Below are 16,746 nucleotides of genomic sequence, written 5' to 3' on the forward strand. Positions count from 1 at the left end.
GGGGAGGGAGACCGGAACAGCAAGTAAGATGCAGACATCGTGGCGATGCATGGCGTAACTCCTTTCTTTCGACAAAGCGTTCAGGCGGGCGTGTGGCCCGCGTCGCCACCCTTGCGGCGACCCATGCATTGTCAAAGCCGGGAGACCACACGGATATAAGACGATTCCGAAAACGTTCGGAATCGTCCGAGCACTAATGCGAACGCCCCGCCCCCTGCTATCGGACCGAAACCAGCCGATCCAGCAACGCCTTGTTGGCCAGCAGTGTTGCGCTATCCGACCGGTGCACCACTCGGCCCCGGTCCAGAACAATCGCCTGCCGGGTCATGCCCAACGCCAACCGCGCGTGTTGCTCCACCACGATCACAGCCATGCCCGCGTCTGCGATCAGCCCTGCGATCACGCGCTGCAACTCCTGCACGATGACCGGCGCCAGCCCTTCCATCGGCTCGTCCAGCAGCAACAGGGCGGGGTTGACCATCAGTGCCCGGCCAATGGCCAGCATCTGCTGCTCCCCGCCAGACAACTGGTTGCCGAGATTACGCCGACGCTCACCCAACCTCGGAAAGGTCCGATACACACGCTGGACATCCCATGGCCCGGGCCGGGCCACCGCGCCGAGATGCTCCTCCACGGTCAGCGAGGGAAAGACCCAGCGCTCCTGCGGCACCCAGCCGATGCCGCTCTGCGCACGGCGATGCGGCGGCACCCTGGCCAGATCCCGCCCTTGCCAGACCAGCTTGCCCCCACGCAATCGCGTGAAGCCCATCAGCGTGGACAGCAACGTAGTCTTGCCTACGCCGTTACGGCCCAGCAGCGCGAGGCTGTCGCCGGCGCCCAGCGCCAGATCGATCTGCTCGAGCACCGTCGCCTCGCCATATCCGGCGCTGACAGTCTCCAGCCGTAGCAGATCACTCATGGGCGGCCTCTCCAAGATAGACCTCACGCACTCTTGGGTCGGTGGAGACTTCAGCCGGCGTCCCTTCCATCAATACGCGCCCGGCCACCAGCACCGTGATGCGTTCGGCGAAGCGGAACACCAGATCCATATCGTGCTCGATGAAAACGATGGTGATGTCGCGGGGCAGCGCGGCAATCACCGCGAATAACTCTGCACTCTCACCGGTCGGAATGCCGGCGGCGGGCTCGTCGAGCAGCAGGATCGAAGGCCGCGTGGCCAGCGCGAGTGCCATCTCCAGCAGGCGCTGTTTGCCATAGGGCAATTGCCGGGTCTCGACATCGGCGTCGGCCTCGAGCCTGAGCATGGCCAGCACTGCCATCGCCTCGTCGACTAGCGCGACCTGCGACGCCACCGTGCGCCTCCAGACGCGCCCCGCCCCCGTGCGCTCGGCGACCGCCAGCACTACTGATTCGAGCACCGTCAGCCCGGGGAACAGCGTGTTGATCTGGAATGTGCGCGTCATGCCCAGCTCCACGCGCACGTGCTGCGGCAGCGTGGTGATGTCACGCTCGCCGAGCCAGATGCGTCCTGCCGACGGCGCCAGCGCCCCGGTCAGCAGATTGACAAACGTGGTCTTGCCCGCCCCATTGGGTCCGATCAGCGCATGGCGGGCGCCCGGTTTGAACGTCAGCGAGACGTCGCTGTTCGCCGCGAACGCGCCCCACGATTTGCTCAGCCCTTCCGTGCGCAGGATCGCGGTCATGCGTCGACCTCCTTTCGCGCTGGCTCGGACGGATGCCTGCGCCGGCCGAGCGCCGACAGCGCCCCCATCACACCACCTCTCGCGAACAACACGATGACCACCAGCAGCAACCCGATCCAGAATTGCCAGTACACGGGGTTGATACCAGCCAGGACGTCCTGCGCGATCATGAACAATGCCGCGCCAACCAACGCGCCGTAAAGCCGCCCAGTGCCACCAAGCACCAGCATCACCAGCAATTCAGCCGAGCGCGGAAAGCCGAGCACATCCATGCCGACAAACTGCGTGGTCTGGGCCAGCAAGCCGCCCGCCACGCCGGCAATCGCCGCTGCCACCGTGAAGACCGCCCGAAGTCGTGCGGGCACGTCGGTCCCAAGCGCTGGCATTCGCCGCGCACCCTCGCGAATACCCCGCAGCGACAGACCGAATGGCGAAGCCACCAGCCTTCGCACCAGCAGAAAGATCACAAACAGCACCACCAGGCTGTAGACATAGGCGGTCTTGCCGAACAGGTCGAACTCGAACATGCCAAGGATCTTGTTCATCGTCACGCCGGAGAGCCCGTCGACGCCACCCGTCAGAAATGCCGCCTTGTTCGCCGCCTCGAACAACATCAGACCGATGCCGAGCGTCACCATCAGGCGGGTCAGATCGCCGCCCCGGATCACGAGGAAGCTGCACAGCCATCCGGCCAGCGCCGCCACCGCAGCTGCGGCTAGCAAGCCCGTGAGCGGCTCACCCCAGCCATGCGCGCCAAGCAGACCGGCCATGTACGCGCCCAGGCCGAAGAACGCCGCATGGCCCAGCGACACGATGCCCGCATAACCCAGAATCAGATCGAGCGATAGCGCGAAGAGTCCAACGATCAGGATCTGGCTGCCGAGGATCAGGTAGTCGGGCAGCAAGAAGAACGCCACGACCGGCGCCAGCCAGAACACGATCTCCGCCGGATGCCAGCGGCCATCGGGCAGACGATGCACACGGGTCTTCATGCGCGCCTCCCGTAGAGACCTGCCGGAAACGCTACCAGCAGCAGCACCATCATTGCGTAGATCACGAACGCGCCGATCTCGGGCACGTAGTACTTGCCTGCCACGTCCGCCACGCCCAACACGATCGCGGCGACCAGCGAGCCACGGATACTCCCGGCACCGCCAACGGCGACCACGAGCAGGAAATACACCATGTACTTGAGCGGGAACGTCGGATCGAGGCCCAGCACGTCGATGCCCAGCCCACCGCCAAGTCCGGCCAGGCCCGATCCCAGCGCGAAGGTCAGGCTGAACACGCGTTCGACGTCGATGCCAAGCCCGCGCGCCGCCTGCTGATGATCGACTGCCGCGCGCACCTGCGCGCCAAAGCGGGTACGCGCAACAAGCCACCCAAGCGCCAGCGTGATGGCGATCACGACCGCGATCAGGAACAGGCGGTAGGCGCCGAGGTCGACCCCGCCCACGCGAACCTGCCCGATCAGGAAATCCGGCAATACCACGGGCTGCTGGCCCGGGCCGAACAGCCACGTGGCGCCCGCCATCGCCATGAAGGTCAGGCCGATCGAGAACAGCACCTGATCCAGGTGGCTGGCCCGATACAGCCTGCGATAGAGCGTGCGCTCAAGCACCCAGCCGGCTGCCGCCGCGCCCAGGAACGCCAGCGGCAATGCTGCCAGGAACGGCACCCCGGCCCGGTTCATCAGCACCACCGCCACGTAGCCACCAAGCATCGCGAACGCGCCATGTGCCAGGTTCACGAAGTTCATCAGCCCCATCGTCACGGACAGCCCGATGCTGATGAGGAACAGCAGGCTGCCGTATGCCACGCCATCGAACAGCACGCCAGGCAAGCTCGATATCACAATCCGGTCCTTTTCATGGATGACCGCGCGTTCGGGAAGGTTGGCGCCGATTGTTCAGGTCTCGCCGCATTTTTGCAATCGGGCGCGACCCGCGCAGCACCCGGTGCCGGTTTACTTCGCCCCCCACAAGCGCTAAGGTCGTTGCACCTGACAGCCGGGGACATCGCCATGTCGATTGACCGCCGCACCTTTCTGGGAATCTCCGCCTCGCTGGCCGCGCTGCCAGCCGGCCTCACGCTCGGCAACACGGCCAGCGCCGCAACCGTCGACGCGCCGATGCGTCGCAAGATTCCGGGCTCGACCGTGCAATTGCCCGTCATTGGCATGGGGACGGCCCGTACGTTCAACACCGGCAAGAGCACCGAAGAACGCGCACCCCTGACCGAAGTCATGGCCGTGCTGCTGCAACGCCTGCCAAGCGCCGTCGTCGATACCGCGCCGAGCTATGGCAGCGCCGAAGCGGTGACCGGCGACCTGCTGCAAGCCGCCGACGCGCGGCGCCGCGTCTTCCTGGCCACCAAGATCTCAGCCAACGCAGCCAGTGCACCAGCGCAGTTCGCCAGTTCGCTATCTGATCTGCATACGGATGCGGTCGATTTGCTGCAGGTGCACAACCTGATCGACTGGCGCGACAACCTGAAGCTGCTTCGGCAATGGAAGGAACAGCGCAAGACGCGGTATATCGGCATCACCCACTATCGGGAAGACGCGCAGGATGCCGTCGCGCAGATCGTGCGGGCCGAGAGGCTCGACTTCGTCCAGATCAACTATTCACTGGGCGAACGCGGTGCCGAGCGCGTGTTGCTGCCGCTATGCCAGGAGCGCGGCGTAGCCGTGTTGATCAACCGCCCGTTCCAGGACGGGCGCCTGTTTGCGGCCGTCAAGGGCAAGCCCGTGCCAGACTGGGCCGCCGAGGTCGACTGCGAGTCCTGGGGTCAGCTCTTCCTGAAGTTCATCGTCAGTCATCCCGCTGTCACCGCCGCCATCCCGGCCACCTCCAATCCGCACAATATGCTCGACAACGCAGGCGCCGCGTTCGGGCGGATGCCCGATACGCCCGAACGCGCCCGCATCGCAGCGGCGCTGGCCTGACTGCTGACCTGACTGCTGGCCTGACCGTCGGCCCTCGCCATGGACACTCCGGACCTGCCTCCCAATCCCGCCGGCCCCAGCGGGCTGCTTGGCATCGATCGGAGCGAAACCCCGGCCGTGGTGGCGGGCTTCCTATTCTTCTTCTGCCTGTTCGCGAGCTACTTCATGCTGCGGCCCGTGCGGGAGACGATGGGCATCGCTGGCGGCGTGCAGAATCTGCAGTGGCTGTTTACCGCGACGTTCGTGGTGATGCTCGTGGCCATCCCGTTCTACGGCGCATGTTGCAAGTGGCTGCCGCGCCGGCGCTTCGTGCCATGGGTCTACGCATTCTTCATCGCCAACCTCGTGGCGTTCGCGCTGGTCACCCGCGCCCTGCCCGATAGTGTCTGGCTGGCCCGCGTGTTCTATGTCTGGATCTCGGTCTTCAACCTGTTTGTGGTATCGGTGGCGTGGAGCCTGATGGCCGATGTATTTCGGCCCGAACAGGCCAAGCGACTGTTCGCCATCATCGCGGCGGGCGCCAGCGCAGGTGGTCTCGCCGGACCCGTACTCGGCGCCGGGCTCGTGGGACACATCGGATTGACTGGCCTGATGTTGCTGTCGGCCGCGTTGCTGGCCGCGACGCTGCCCGGGGTCGGCTACCTGTTCGCCTGGCGACGCAGGTATGGAGCGGGTGCGCCCGGCAGCGAGACAGCTTCGGCGGCGGACCCCGCGCAACCGGTAGGCGGCGGACTCTGGGCTGGCCTGTCCCTGGTCCTCCGTTCCCGGTACCTCATCGGTATCAGCCTGTTCGTGATCCTGCTGGCCACATCGAGCACGTTCCTCTACTTCGAGCAGGCACGACTGGTGGCGGCCACCTTCCACTCGCGTGCGCAGCAGACACAGGTATTCAGCGCGCTCGACGCCACCGTGCAGGCGCTAACGATCCTCGTGCAGATCTTCTTTTCAGGACGCGTGGCGCGGCGCTACGGCGTGACCGCCCTGTTGACCGCCGTGCCGCTGGCCGTGACCGGCGGCTTCCTGCTACTGGCGATGTGGCCCACATTCGGCGTGCTCGCGGCTGCCATGATCGTGCGGCGCGTCGGGGAGTACGCGATGCTGCGCCCCGGCCGGGAGATGCTGTTTACGGTGGTCGACCCGGAAACCAAGTACAAGGCCAAGAACGTCATCGATACCGCAATCTATCGTGCCGGCGATGCCGTCAGCGCCTGGGTGAAAACGGCGATCGACGCCTTGTCCGGGCACCCCGCAACCGTGGCGCTGGCGGGCGCGGTACTCGCCATCGTGTGGGGCTGGCTAGGCTGGTGGCTTGGCCGCCAGCACGAAGGTCAACTGACCGAACTGACAGTCGAGAAATCCTCACCGGCTGTACTCGCCCGGGGCCAGACCGGCAGCCGATAATCGCCCGCCGGTCTGGCTCGTGTGCGCGGTTCGGCTTATAGTCGTGGCCTTGGTATTAGCCTGTCACGCGGACACGTGCCGCCTCAATTCATTCGCTCGGGAGTTGCTTCATGAAAACCAAAGCCGCCATCGCCTGGAAAGCCGGTGCACCACTCACCATCGAAGAGGTGGACCTCGACGGTCCGCGCGCGGGCGAAGTCCTCGTGGAGATCAAGGCCACCGGCATCTGCCATACGGACTACTACACGCTGTCCGGCGCGGACCCCGAAGGCATTTTCCCCGCCATCCTGGGCCATGAAGGCGCGGGCATCGTCACCGACGTTGGTCCGGGCGTCACGTCGCTCAAGCCGGGCGATCACGTGATTCCGCTCTACACGCCGGAATGCCGTCAGTGCAAGTTCTGCCTGTCGCGCAAGACCAACCTGTGCCAGGCCATCCGCGCCACGCAGGGCAAGGGCCTCATGCCGGATGGCACCTCGCGCTTCTCGATCGATGGCAAGCCGATCTTCCACTACATGGGCACGTCGACGTTCGCCAACCATATCGTGGTGCCCGAAATCGCGCTGGCGAAGATCCGCCCCGACGCACCGTTCGACAAGGTCTGCTACATCGGCTGCGGCGTGACCACGGGCGTGGGCGCGGTGATCTTCACGGCCAAGGTGGAAGCCGGCGCGAACGTGGTGGTGTTCGGCCTGGGCGGCATCGGCCTGAACGTGATCCAGGGTGCAAAGATGGTGGGCGCGGACAAGATCATCGGCGTGGACCTCAATCCCGCGCGCGAGGCGATGGCACGCAAGTTCGGCATGACCCACTTCGTGAATCCGAAGGATGTCGACAACGTGGTGGACCACATCGTCCAACTGACCGACGGCGGCGCCGACTACTCGTTCGAGTGCATCGGCAACACGCAGGTCATGCGTCAGGCGCTGGAGTGCTGCCACAAGGGCTGGGGCAAGTCGATCATCATCGGCGTGGCCGAAGCGGGCGCTGAAATCTCCACCCGTCCGTTCCAGCTCGTCACGGGCCGCGAATGGAAGGGCTCGGCCTTCGGCGGCGCGCGCGGGCGCACCGATGTGCCCAAGATCGTCGACTGGTACATGGACGGCAAGCTGAACATCGACGACCTGATCACGCATACGCTGCCGCTCGACCGCATCAACGAGGGCTTCGACCTGATGAAGCGCGGCGAATCGATCCGCTCGGTGGTCCTGTACTGAGGACGCGATCCATGGAACTGCTGTCAGAACACGGCTGCCACGGCGGCGTCCAGCGCTTCTACCAGCACCAGTCGGTGGCCATCGGGCTGCCGATGCGGTTCTCGGTCTATCTCCCGCCGCAGGCGCTGCAACCCGGCGCGAAGCCGCTGCCAGCGCTGTTCTATCTGGCCGGCCTGACCTGCACCGAGGAAACCTTCGCGATCAAGGCTAACGCGCAGCGCTTTGCCGCCGAGCACGGCCTGATCCTGGTGGGCCCGGATACGAGTCCGCGCGGCGCGCATGTGCCGGGCGAGGCCGATGCGTGGGACTTCGGCGTGGGCGCCGGCTTCTACGTGGATGCGGTCGAAACGCCATGGCGCATGCACTGGCGCATGGAGAGCTACGTTGCGGATGAGTTGTTCCAGTTGGTGACCCGCGAGCTTCCCGCCGATGCGGCACGGGTAGGGATCTTTGGGCATTCCATGGGTGGACATGGCGCGCTGGTACTGGCCCAGCGCTTCCCGCAGCGGTTCCGATCGGTATCGGCGTTCGCGCCAATCGCGGCGCCGTCGGACTGCCCGTGGGGCGTGAAGGCGTTCACCGGCTACCTTGGCGAAGATCGCAGCCGCTGGGCCCAGCACGATGCCAGTGCCCTGATGCGCGCGCAGACGTCGGCACCCTTCCCGGCCGGCATCCTGATCGATCAGGGGCTCGCCGACAAATTCCTGGCCGAGCAACTGCATCCGGAAGTGTTCGAGGCCGCCTGTGAAAAGGCCGGGCAGCCCCTGACACTACGTCGGCACGACGGGTACGACCACGGGTACTACTTCATCTCGACGTTCATTGCCGACCACGTGCGGCATCACGCAGAGCAGCTTTAAGGACTGATGCCGGCGCATCCCGGCGCCGGCATCCATTCACGCCTGAATCCCTCTAGCCGCCGCAGAGCGTCCTCTCGCATGGGATGCCATCACCGTCGCCATCGATTTTCGTACCAGGACAGTTCTGAAGATAGAACGTTGCCTCGTCGCAGGACGTCATCTCGTTGCATCTGGTCTTGCCCTGGCAACTGAATGACTGCACCGCCGGTTTCGACCGACTCAGGCTGATCGGCGCAGACGGTTCGGCCGCCACAGTCTCCGTTGCCGCCACAATCTCCGTTGCCGCCAGCAGGCGCGCCTGCCGGTCGTGCTGATAGTAGTAGTACCCGGCGGCGCACAGTGCGGCGACCAATATCAGCTTGCGCATTGCTTCTCCCTAGTGTCATTTTTGTGGTTTTGGGCAGGAATGATACGACATGGCGTGATCAACACGCCTCGCGGTCAACTCCCAATACACGAGCGCGGGCAATTCATTCATGATGCCGTCTTCCGCCACATCCAATTTGCGCCCTCCTCCGATGTCCGCCTACCGTCCCGACCCCATCGTCATGCTGTCTGCCCGACAGCTTTCCGAGGCCATTCACAAGAAGGAGGTGTCGAGCCGGGAAGTCATGACGGCCTATCTGGCGCACATCGCCCGAGTCAACCCGGGCAGCAACGCCATCGTCGCCATGCAGGACGAGGAAGCGCTGATGCGCGAGGCATCGGCGGCCGACGAAGCGCTGGCGGCGGGCAAGTCTTCCGGCTGGATGCATGGCTTCCCGCAGGCGCCGAAGGATCTGGCGATGACGCGCGGCATTCGCACAACGTACGGATCGCCGATCTTTCGCGACAATATCCCCGCCAGTGATTCGGTCATCGTAGAGCGTATGCGACGTGCCGGCTCGATCCTGATCGGCAAGACCAACACGCCTGAGTTCGGGCTGGGGTCGCACACGTTCAATCCCGTCTATGGCGCCACGCTGAATCCCTACGATCCCACGCGCTCGGCTGGCGGCTCCAGTGGTGGTGCAGCCGCCGCGCTGGCGCTGCGTATGCTGCCGGTTGCCGATGGCAGCGACTTTGGCGGGTCGCTGCGCAATCCCGCTGCGTTCTGCAATGTCTATGGGTTCCGGCCTTCAGCGGGACGCGTGCCTTACGGCCCGACGCCGGAGTTGTTTCTGCCCCAGTTGGGCAGCGAAGGGCCGATGGCACGCAATGTCGAGGATCTCGCGCTACTGCTGGCCACGCAATCCGGCCCCGACGCGCGCACGCCGCAGGCGCTGCCACACGATCCGATGCTGGCTTCGCTGACACCGGCAAACGTCGCGGACATACTGAAAACGGATCTCACCGGCAAGCGTGTTGCATGGCTGGGCGACTGGGGTGGTTACCTGCCGATGGAAGACGGCATCCTGTCGCTCTGCGAGCAGGCGCTGCGCTTCTTCCCGGATTTCGGCGTGGACGTCGAGGCCATCAAAGCACCCTACCCGCCCGAGAAAATCTGGCAAACCTGGCTTGTCTATCGCCATTTCCTGACTGGGAATTCGCGTCTGGGGCTGTACACCAATCCGTCCACGCGTGCGCAGCTCAAGTCCGAGGCGATATGGGAAATCGAAGGCTCGCTGGACCTCAAGGCCAGCGATCTGTACGCCGCCAGCACCGATCGCAGTGCGTGGTACCAGGCGCTGCAACGGACGTTCACCCAGTTCGACTACATCGCCGTGCCCACCGCACAGGTGTTTCCGTTCGACGTCACGCAACACTGGCCGAAGCAGATCGCCGACAGGCAGATGGACACGTACCATCGCTGGATGGAAGTGGTGGTCGCGTGGACGCTATCGGGCTGCCCTGTGATCAGCGTGCCGGTGGGATTCAGCGCGGACGGATTGCCAATGGGGATGCAACTGATCGGCAGGCCGCGCGACGATCTGGGTGTGCTGCAACTCGCAGCGGCCTATGAGAAGGTGCGCGACTGGGTCAATGATCGCCTGCCGCCGGCTATCGAAGGCTGAGGGTTCTGCTCCCCTCTCACGTCGTGCAGGGAGGGGAGAAAACCGTACGGTACTTCAGGCCACCCGCCGCAACTGCCTCGCTGCATTGGCAAACAACGGCGCGGCACGTTCGACCGCGAGGGTGATCCTGTCGGCCAGCGACTTGCTGCCCACCTGATACCCATCGAAATCCGCCGTGGAAGCGTACACACCGATTGGCAGCGTCAGCGCCTGCAGGAAGCTGAACAGCGGACGCAGTTGGTGCTCGAGCACAAGCGCATGACGGTCACTGCCACCGGTGGCTGCCAGCAGTACCGGCTTGCCTGCCAGCGCATCCATGCCCACCAGGTCAAACAGATGCTTGAAGTGACCGGGGAACGAACCGCGATACACCGGCGCCGCGGCAATCACGAGATCAGCCGATTCGATCGCGGCCAGTTGTGCCTCGATGTCGGGCGGCAGTTCGTCGCGGGTCAGCGACGCGCCGAGCGGTCGGGCGATCTCGCTGAGGTCGACAATCTGCGTATCCAGCACGAGCCGTTGATCGAGTTCGGCCAGCAGTGCCTGCACCAGTACGAGCGTGCGGGACGGTTGATGAGCACTGCCATTGACGGCAACGACTTTGAGCGGGGTTGACACGGTAAGTCTCCGGGGCGGGAATCGGTCCCCTACCTTAGCGCCCCGTCCGTGCGTTGCGAACGAAGCAATTCGACTATGGATAGATGCAAAAACGGCGACCATTGGCCGCCGTTCCGCATCAAGCCAAGGTAATGGGACTTTGCTGCTTGGAAGCTGCTTCAAAATGAAGCGAAGCGGTTCTGGCTAGGGTGAAGCAGGGGTTTCGGCTCGCATGCGAGCCGCCTGCGGAACGGCATGTGCCTGCAAGCACATGCGCGCCCTGCAAGGGCGGGGCCGCAGACAGTACAAGTAGTACGGCAAGGCCCCGCAACGACGCCAGAATCTCTTTGAAGCGGCTTCTTAGAAGGACGGCACCATGGCGCCCTTGTACTGGGCCTTCATGAACTGGCGCACTTCTTCCGACTGATAGGCGGCCACGAGCTTCTTCACCCACGGCTTGTCCTTGTCCTGCGTGCGCACGACGATGATGTTGGCGTAGGGGCTGTGGATGTCTTCCAGCGCGATCGCGTCCTTCGTCGGCTGCAGGCCGGCGGCCAGCGCGTAGTTGGTATTGATCACGGCGGCGGCCACGTCAGGCAGCGCGCGGGCGAGCTGGGCTGCGTCGAGTTCCACGATCTTCAGCTTCTTCGGGTTCTCGGCCACGTCGAGCGGCGTGGCGTTGACGCCATTCGTGCCCACGCCCGGCTTGAGCTTGATCGCGCCCTGGGCGGCCAGAAGCAGCAATGCGCGGTTCTCGTTCGACGGGTCGTTCGGCACGGCCACCTTGGCGCCCTGCGGCAGATCCTTCGACGACTTCAGGTTCTTCGAATAAATGCCCAGCGGCGAGATATAGGTGTAGCCGACGCTGGTCATCTTGTAGCCACGCTGCTTGATCTGGCTGTCCAGATACGGCTGGTGCTGGAAGCTGTTGGCGTCGAGGTCGCCCGCGTCGAGCGCGGCGTTCGGCTGCACGTAGTCGTTGAACTCGACCACCTTCACGTTCAGGCCGTTCTTCTTGGCCACCTTCTGCACCACTTGCCAGACTTCGGCGTCGGGGCCACTGACGGTGCCCACGCGGATCGTCTGTTCCTGAGCCGCCGCGTTGCCGGCGGCTACGATACCCAGCGCCACGGTTGCGGCAGCCAGGGTCTTTGAAATCGAGAGCATTTTCATAGGTCTTGTTTTCCTGGGAATCGAGGAGCCGCCAAGCGCAGATGTCATGGCGGTCGGGCCTCGCCGGGTAAGCGGCGCTATCAAACTGAAGCGAAGCGGCTCTGGCTTGGCGCCTGGCCGCAGCCAGTACAAATCGTACGGCGAAGCCGCGCAACGACGCCGGAATCAGTTCGATAGTGCAGCCAAGGCGTGGCCGAGGCCGAAGCTTACCTTATTGTTCCTCGGCGCTCCTCAGTGCTCCTCGGTGTGTTCCGTGGCCTGTCCGGGCTCCTTGCCCACCGGATGACTGGCAATGGCCGGCGCATCCTGCCATCCACCACCAAGCGCCAGGAACAGGTTGATCTGATCCATCGCAACCTGCGCGTCGGATGCGGCCAGCGCGGCATCGGTATTGGCCAGCGTGCGGTCGGCATCCAGGCTCTGCAGATACGGCGATCGGCCTGCCTGCCACAGCAGCCGGTTCTGGCGGGCTGCCTCATTGGCCTTGTCGCGCGCCGAGCGCAGCGACGCGTTCCGGTCCAGTTCGTGCGTATAGGCCGACAGCGCAGTCTGCGTCTCGCGCAGCGCCTTCAGCACCACGCCGTCGAAATGAGCCAGCGCCCCTTCGGCCCCGTACTCCATGTTGTGGATGCGCGCGCGCGTGCCGCTGGTCGGGATCGTCCACGAGATCGCGGGGCCCCAGCCCCAGTGCGCGGTCGGCGCCTGACCAAGGTGGTCGAGGATACCGGTGAAACCTGCCGATGCACCGATGCGAATCTGCGGGAACAGGTCAGCGGTAGCCACGCCGATCTTGGCCGTTGCCGATGCCAGCTCGCGCTCGGCCTGGCGAACGTCCGGTCGGCGCTTGAGCAGCGCCATGCCATCGCCAACGGGCAGCGCCTGCTTCAACGCCGGTACGTGCTCGCACGCCACGCTGCTGACATCGAGCGCAGTCGGCGGCTTGCCCAGCATTACCGCCAGGCGGTATGCCGCGCCTTCCTGCTCCGCACGATACTTCGGCAGTGCCGAACGCAGGGTGTCGGCTTGCGCCTCGGCGCGCAGCAGATCGGTCGGCTGACCTCGGCCAGCATCGACCAGTTTCTGCGCCAGCTTCACGCCGCGTTCCTGCAGGTCGAGCTGATGCGCGGCCACATGTAGTTCGTGCGTGGCTGTGCATCCTTGCACATACGCACGCACGGTCTCCGCCACCACGCCCACACGAGCTTGGTCCAGCGCCGCATGGCTGGCCTGCGCCGATGCCAAGGCGGCTTCGTCGGCACGCTTGAGCTTGCCCCAGAAGTCAATCAGGTACGAAACATTGAGACCAATGTCGCCGAAGTTCATCACCGGAATCTTCTCTTCGTGCAGCAGCGGTTCGCCAGCGATCTGGCCGCGCTCCGCACTGGCCCGGAACTTCGTTTCCGGCAGATTCTCGGCTTCCACCTCGTGATACACGGCGATCGAGCGCTTCAGATTGGCGGCGGCCACACGCAGGTCGGTGTTGGCCACCAGCGCTTGCTGCACCAGCTCGTCGATACGGGGATCGTCGTACAGACGCCACCAGTCGTTCGGAACGTCGCCGATCGACACCGCATCGCTGTCGGTGCCGGCAAACGGTCCATTGGCGGCCGATGACTTCACGACCGCATCGTCGGGCACCTTGTGATCAGGGCCGACGGTCATGCAAGCGGCCAGCGCAAGCGGCAACATCGCCGCCAGCGAGGCACGGGCAAAGCGTTTCACTGCACTGCTCCGGTTGAGGGCGCGCGCTTGCCGGCCAGCGCAACCTTGTCCTGCGAGGCACTACGGCCGGCCGCCGGCGCGGTCGGCTTGTCTCCCGTTTCCCCGATGTTCTTCTCGTCATCGGCCTTCACCGATACGGTGGCCGTGCGTCCTGCCACCAGGCGCACATCCTCGGGCATCTGGTCGAACTGGATGCGCACCGGCACGCGCTGCGCCAGACGCACCCAGTTGAACGTCGGATTCACGTTCGGCAGCAGGTTCGAGCCATTGGTGCGATCACGGTCTTCGATACCGGCTGCGATGCTCTGCACATGGCCGTGCAGCACGCGCTTCTCGCCCATGACGCGGATATCGACGGGGCTGCCGATATGGATACCCTTCAGCTTGGTTTCCTCGAAGTAGCCTTCCACGTGGAACGAGTTCGAATCGACCATCGACAGCACCGGCTTGCCGGTCACGACGTAATCCCCCAGACGCGGCAGGCGGTCGTTGACGTAGCCTTCCACCGGGCTCACCACGTGGGTGCGCTCCAGATTCAGCTTCGCCACGCCGATCGCGGCCTCGGCCTGTGCCAGCTGGGCCTCGCCCTGCTGCACCTTGGCCAGCCCCTCTTCGACGATTTCCTTGGAAACCACCTCGGAAAGCGTCTGGCTGCGCTTCGCCTCGCGGCGTGCCTGGGCCAGATTGGCGCGCACCGCCGCCGCCGTGGCTTCCGCCTGACGCAGCGCCAGCGCATAGCGCTCGTGGTCGATCTCGAACAGGACGTCGCCTGCCTTCACATGCTGGTTGTCCTTGACCGCGATCCGCGTGACCAGCCCGGAGACATCGGGCGCCACCTGCACCACCTCGGCGCGAATGTGACCGTCGCGCGTCCACGGCGCCACGGTGTAGTAGTCCCACAGGTGTTTGACGACGACCGCGCCAACGGCGGTGACGGCCAGCGTCAGCACAACTGGCCCGAGCGAGGAGAGTCTCAGTTTCATGATTGCAGCGAGGGCACCAACGCAACCACCCCACCGAGGACGATCGCATATAGCGCCAGGTTGAAGAGGGAACGGTGCCACACGAGCTTGTAGAAGCCGACACGCGTCAGCACCGCCCGCGCGGCGCTCGTAATGACGAAGGCGGCAAGCATCCACACCAGCAAGCTGGGGATGTACACGCCATAGATACTGATTTCACCGGGCATCATGCTTTTCCGGAAACGGTTGCCGGCACCACGACCGGCGGAAACAGGGCAACCTGAAGGTCCACGAGAGCCGCCAGTGCGATACGCGAACGCACCTTCTGCTGGGCCTTGCCCAGTCGCGTCAGCAACGCCGGCGGCGGCGCATCGATGGCACCTTTCAAACGTGACTGGTAATAGCCGGACACGCTGCGCAGCACGCGATTCACTGCATGCTGCTCATCGGCTTCCAGCTCCGCCATCTCGCGTTGCAGCGCCAGCGTGCAGAGTTCCACACGCACTTCGCTGAAGCCGTCGGCAGATACTTCGCTTTCGCTCGCAGCCAGCCGGGGCACGAGTTGTGCCAGACGATCGAGCATCCGCGCGCGCAGCGTCGAATGAGACTCCGGACGCGTACTCACGGCGTTCTCGGCGATGTCACTCCAGCCGGAGCGCACCAGCCGGCGCGTTGCGGCTCGCGTACCGAAAGGCCGCACCGCCAACGTCCAGACCAGGGCGAACGCAATCCCGGCGATACCTGCCAGGTTGCTGTTGAAGAAACTCTGGAAATTCGCGCTGTAGGCGCCCGAGATACCGATGTCGTTTGCCGTAACCACGGCCAGCGGCATCCCGATCATCGCCAGGCGCGGCTGCGCCACCAGCAGGCCGATGATCAGGTACGGCACCGCGAACATCAGCACCAGCATCTCGAAATCGTGCGCGATCGGCAGGACCGCGAACAGCATCACCATCGAGATCAGCAGGCAAACCACGTTCCAGTTGAAGAACGACTGGATCATCGGCGCGGGCTCGTCGAGCGCGGCGAAGAAACAGCACGAGATTGCGCCAAGCGCCACAGCACCAGCTCCATCGGCCCAGCCAGTGTGAATCCAGATCATGCCCATCGCGAAGATGGCCAGCGCCACCGTCACGGTCGAGAACAGCAGCATGCCGTGGTCGTAGTGGCGGGCGCGGCCAACATCCCAACGCAGGAACTCCGGCAGCCATTCGCCTTCGATGTGCTTTTCACCAAGGCGGCGGCACAGCGAGACGCAGTCGTGCCACAAGGCCGCCATCTGTTGCAGACGATCTTCGGCTGCTGCGACCAAGGCGGCATCCCAACCCGCCTGGACGGGCGTGGACGTCAGTTCGGGACGCTCCCCTTCCGCGGCGCCCGCCTGAATCCAGGCCTTCACCGCCCGCATCTGCGCGGCCAGGGGTTCCGGCACGCCGCCGGCGGACTGCATCGATTCGACGACGGTCGCCAGCGACGACATCACGGGCAGCAGCATCGTCATGCGGCCACGCAGCTCACGCGCGGCACGCACACGCTGGGCACTTTCGGCGTCGTAGCTCAGTTGGCTGATGAGTTGGTCCAGCGCCAGGATATCGGCGGCCAGACGATGGCGACTATGGTGGCGCGACACCTGCTTGCCGGGGCTTGCCGACAGCATGTCACTCGCCCACAGCGTCGCATCGGCCATCCATTGGCGAGACTTGTCGCGCAGCACATTGGCTACGCTGGCCGGAAACACGACCGCGCCAACCACGCTGGCGCACAGGATGCCCAGGCAGATTTCCTCGGACCGCGCGACGGCAAGATCGAAGATACCGGCTGGATTATCGACCGAAGGCAGCGCGACGAGCGGCAACGTATAGGCCGCCAACATGAAGACATAGCTGCGCGGCGTGCGATGCAGCAGCGCCACGTACAAGAGGCAGGCGGTCCAGATCGCCACGGCGCCCATCAGCAGAGGCGGCGCGTTGACCAGTGGCGGGACCATCAGAATGCCAGCGGCGGCGCCCAGCAGCGTGCCCAGCACGCGATACAGCGCCTTGGAGCGCGTGGCGCCGGTCAGCGGATGCGCCACGATATAGACGGAGCCCATCGCCCAGTAGGGGCGCGGCAGGCCGAGATACATCGCAATCCACAATGCCAGCATCGCTGCGACGAAGGCCTTGATGGAAAAGACCCAATCTCTCGCGGACGGCCAACTACCCATGTT

The 16,746-nt window shown here is 64.8% G+C and carries 16 protein-coding genes; 5 read left to right on the top strand and 11 right to left on the bottom strand.

Annotation, left to right across the window (positions count from 1 at the left end):
• Positions 1-217: 217 nt before the first annotated feature.
• The 4 genes from RMET_RS24545 to RMET_RS24560 are packed head-to-tail and all read right to left on the bottom strand — an operon-like array spanning position 218 to position 3,516.
• Positions 218-919 carry an ABC transporter ATP-binding protein gene (locus RMET_RS24545; protein WP_011519208.1) on the bottom strand — a complete coding sequence of 234 codons (702 nt, stop codon included), beginning with the start codon at positions 917-919 and terminating at the stop codon, positions 218-220.
• A complete protein-coding gene (locus tag RMET_RS24550; protein ID WP_011519209.1) occupies positions 912-1,664 on the bottom strand; it encodes an ABC transporter ATP-binding protein in 753 nt (250 codons plus the stop codon). Before RMET_RS24550 ends, RMET_RS24545 begins: the two co-directional genes overlap by 8 nt.
• Positions 1,661-2,656: a branched-chain amino acid ABC transporter permease gene (locus RMET_RS24555; RefSeq protein ID WP_011519210.1), complete on the bottom strand. Its 996-nt coding sequence runs from the start codon at positions 2,654-2,656 to the stop codon at positions 1,661-1,663. Before RMET_RS24555 ends, RMET_RS24550 begins: the two co-directional genes overlap by 4 nt.
• A complete protein-coding gene (locus tag RMET_RS24560; protein ID WP_409365171.1) occupies positions 2,653-3,516 on the bottom strand; it encodes a branched-chain amino acid ABC transporter permease in 864 nt (287 codons plus the stop codon). The genes RMET_RS24555 and RMET_RS24560 overlap by 4 nt, the downstream gene beginning before the upstream one ends.
• 171 nt (positions 3,517-3,687) lie before the next feature.
• Here RMET_RS24560 and RMET_RS24565 point away from each other — a divergent pair, with 171 nt between their 5' ends.
• From RMET_RS24565 to fghA, 4 genes are all read left to right on the top strand, one after another.
• Positions 3,688-4,611, top strand: coding sequence for an aldo/keto reductase (locus RMET_RS24565; protein ID WP_011519212.1), 924 nt, complete (start codon positions 3,688-3,690; stop codon positions 4,609-4,611).
• A gap of 39 nt (positions 4,612-4,650) precedes the next feature.
• Positions 4,651-6,012, top strand: coding sequence for an NTP/NDP exchange transporter (locus RMET_RS24570; RefSeq protein ID WP_011519213.1), 1,362 nt, complete (start codon positions 4,651-4,653; stop codon positions 6,010-6,012).
• 110 nt (positions 6,013-6,122) lie between these two features.
• A complete protein-coding gene (locus RMET_RS24575) occupies positions 6,123-7,229 on the top strand; it encodes an S-(hydroxymethyl)glutathione dehydrogenase/class III alcohol dehydrogenase (RefSeq protein ID WP_011519214.1) in 1,107 nt (368 codons plus the stop codon).
• 11 nt (positions 7,230-7,240) lie between these two features.
• Positions 7,241-8,089 carry an S-formylglutathione hydrolase gene (fghA, locus tag RMET_RS24580; RefSeq protein ID WP_011519215.1) on the top strand — a complete coding sequence of 283 codons (849 nt, stop codon included), beginning with the start codon at positions 7,241-7,243 and terminating at the stop codon, positions 8,087-8,089.
• Between the two features lie 52 nt (positions 8,090-8,141).
• Here fghA and RMET_RS24585 read toward each other — a convergent pair whose 3' ends face one another.
• On the bottom strand, positions 8,142-8,456 hold the full coding sequence (locus tag RMET_RS24585; RefSeq protein WP_011519216.1) for an excalibur calcium-binding domain-containing protein: 315 nt from the start codon (positions 8,454-8,456) through the stop codon (positions 8,142-8,144).
• 151 nt (positions 8,457-8,607) lie between these two features.
• Between RMET_RS24585 and RMET_RS24590 the strand changes: the two genes are divergently transcribed.
• A complete protein-coding gene (locus tag RMET_RS24590; protein WP_029309901.1) occupies positions 8,608-10,083 on the top strand; it encodes an amidase in 1,476 nt (491 codons plus the stop codon).
• 54 nt (positions 10,084-10,137) lie between these two features.
• Here the strand turns inward: RMET_RS24590 and msuE are convergent, their stop codons facing one another.
• The 6 genes from msuE to RMET_RS24620 all read right to left on the bottom strand — a co-directional run bounded on the left by msuE (position 10,138) and on the right by RMET_RS24620 (position 16,743).
• Complete coding sequence (gene msuE / locus RMET_RS24595; RefSeq protein ID WP_008651203.1) at positions 10,138-10,701, bottom strand: FMN reductase; 564 nt, start codon at positions 10,699-10,701, stop codon at positions 10,138-10,140.
• Between the two features lie 339 nt (positions 10,702-11,040).
• Positions 11,041-11,853 carry a MetQ/NlpA family ABC transporter substrate-binding protein gene (locus RMET_RS24600; RefSeq protein WP_008651202.1) on the bottom strand — a complete coding sequence of 271 codons (813 nt, stop codon included), beginning with the start codon at positions 11,851-11,853 and terminating at the stop codon, positions 11,041-11,043.
• Positions 11,854-12,084: 231 nt separating this feature from the next.
• Positions 12,085-13,575, bottom strand: a complete 1,491-nt coding sequence (locus RMET_RS24605) for an efflux transporter outer membrane subunit (protein WP_011519219.1) — start codon at positions 13,573-13,575, stop codon at positions 12,085-12,087.
• Positions 13,572-14,558: an efflux RND transporter periplasmic adaptor subunit gene (locus RMET_RS24610; protein ID WP_011519220.1), complete on the bottom strand. Its 987-nt coding sequence runs from the start codon at positions 14,556-14,558 to the stop codon at positions 13,572-13,574. Before RMET_RS24610 ends, RMET_RS24605 begins: the two co-directional genes overlap by 4 nt.
• Entirely contained in the window at positions 14,555-14,764 is a 210-nt protein-coding gene (locus RMET_RS24615; protein ID WP_008651199.1) for a DUF1656 domain-containing protein, read from the bottom strand. Before RMET_RS24615 ends, RMET_RS24610 begins: the two co-directional genes overlap by 4 nt.
• Entirely contained in the window at positions 14,764-16,743 is a 1,980-nt protein-coding gene (locus tag RMET_RS24620) for an FUSC family protein (RefSeq protein ID WP_011519222.1), read from the bottom strand. Before RMET_RS24620 ends, RMET_RS24615 begins: the two co-directional genes overlap by 1 nt.
• Between the last annotated feature and the right edge of the window lie 3 nt (positions 16,744-16,746).

Origin of the sequence: Cupriavidus metallidurans CH34, from assembly GCF_000196015.1 — a bacterium.
GTDB lineage: Bacteria > Pseudomonadota > Gammaproteobacteria > Burkholderiales > Burkholderiaceae > Cupriavidus > Cupriavidus metallidurans.

What these genes read in the sequence shown, in the direction of transcription:
- RMET_RS24545 (WP_011519208.1), bottom strand. Translation starts at nt 919, where the DNA reads ATGAGTGATCTGCTACGGCTGGAGACTGTCAGCGCCGGATATGGCGAG.
- RMET_RS24585 (WP_011519216.1), bottom strand. Translation starts at nt 8,456, where the DNA reads ATGCGCAAGCTGATATTGGTCGCCGCACTGTGCGCCGCCGGGTACTAC.
- RMET_RS24575 (WP_011519214.1), top strand. Translation starts at nt 6,123, where the DNA reads ATGAAAACCAAAGCCGCCATCGCCTGGAAAGCCGGTGCACCACTCACC.
- RMET_RS24570 (WP_011519213.1), top strand. Translation starts at nt 4,651, where the DNA reads ATGGACACTCCGGACCTGCCTCCCAATCCCGCCGGCCCCAGCGGGCTG.
- fghA (WP_011519215.1), top strand. Translation starts at nt 7,241, where the DNA reads ATGGAACTGCTGTCAGAACACGGCTGCCACGGCGGCGTCCAGCGCTTC.
- RMET_RS24600 (WP_008651202.1), bottom strand. Translation starts at nt 11,853, where the DNA reads ATGAAAATGCTCTCGATTTCAAAGACCCTGGCTGCCGCAACCGTGGCG.
- RMET_RS24610 (WP_011519220.1), bottom strand. Translation starts at nt 14,558, where the DNA reads ATGAAACTGAGACTCTCCTCGCTCGGGCCAGTTGTGCTGACGCTGGCC.
- RMET_RS24550 (WP_011519209.1), bottom strand. Translation starts at nt 1,664, where the DNA reads ATGACCGCGATCCTGCGCACGGAAGGGCTGAGCAAATCGTGGGGCGCG.
- RMET_RS24565 (WP_011519212.1), top strand. Translation starts at nt 3,688, where the DNA reads ATGTCGATTGACCGCCGCACCTTTCTGGGAATCTCCGCCTCGCTGGCC.
- RMET_RS24620 (WP_011519222.1), bottom strand. Translation starts at nt 16,743, where the DNA reads ATGGGTAGTTGGCCGTCCGCGAGAGATTGGGTCTTTTCCATCAAGGCC.
- RMET_RS24590 (WP_029309901.1), top strand. Translation starts at nt 8,608, where the DNA reads ATGTCCGCCTACCGTCCCGACCCCATCGTCATGCTGTCTGCCCGACAG.
- RMET_RS24615 (WP_008651199.1), bottom strand. Translation starts at nt 14,764, where the DNA reads ATGCCCGGTGAAATCAGTATCTATGGCGTGTACATCCCCAGCTTGCTG.
- RMET_RS24555 (WP_011519210.1), bottom strand. Translation starts at nt 2,656, where the DNA reads ATGAAGACCCGTGTGCATCGTCTGCCCGATGGCCGCTGGCATCCGGCG.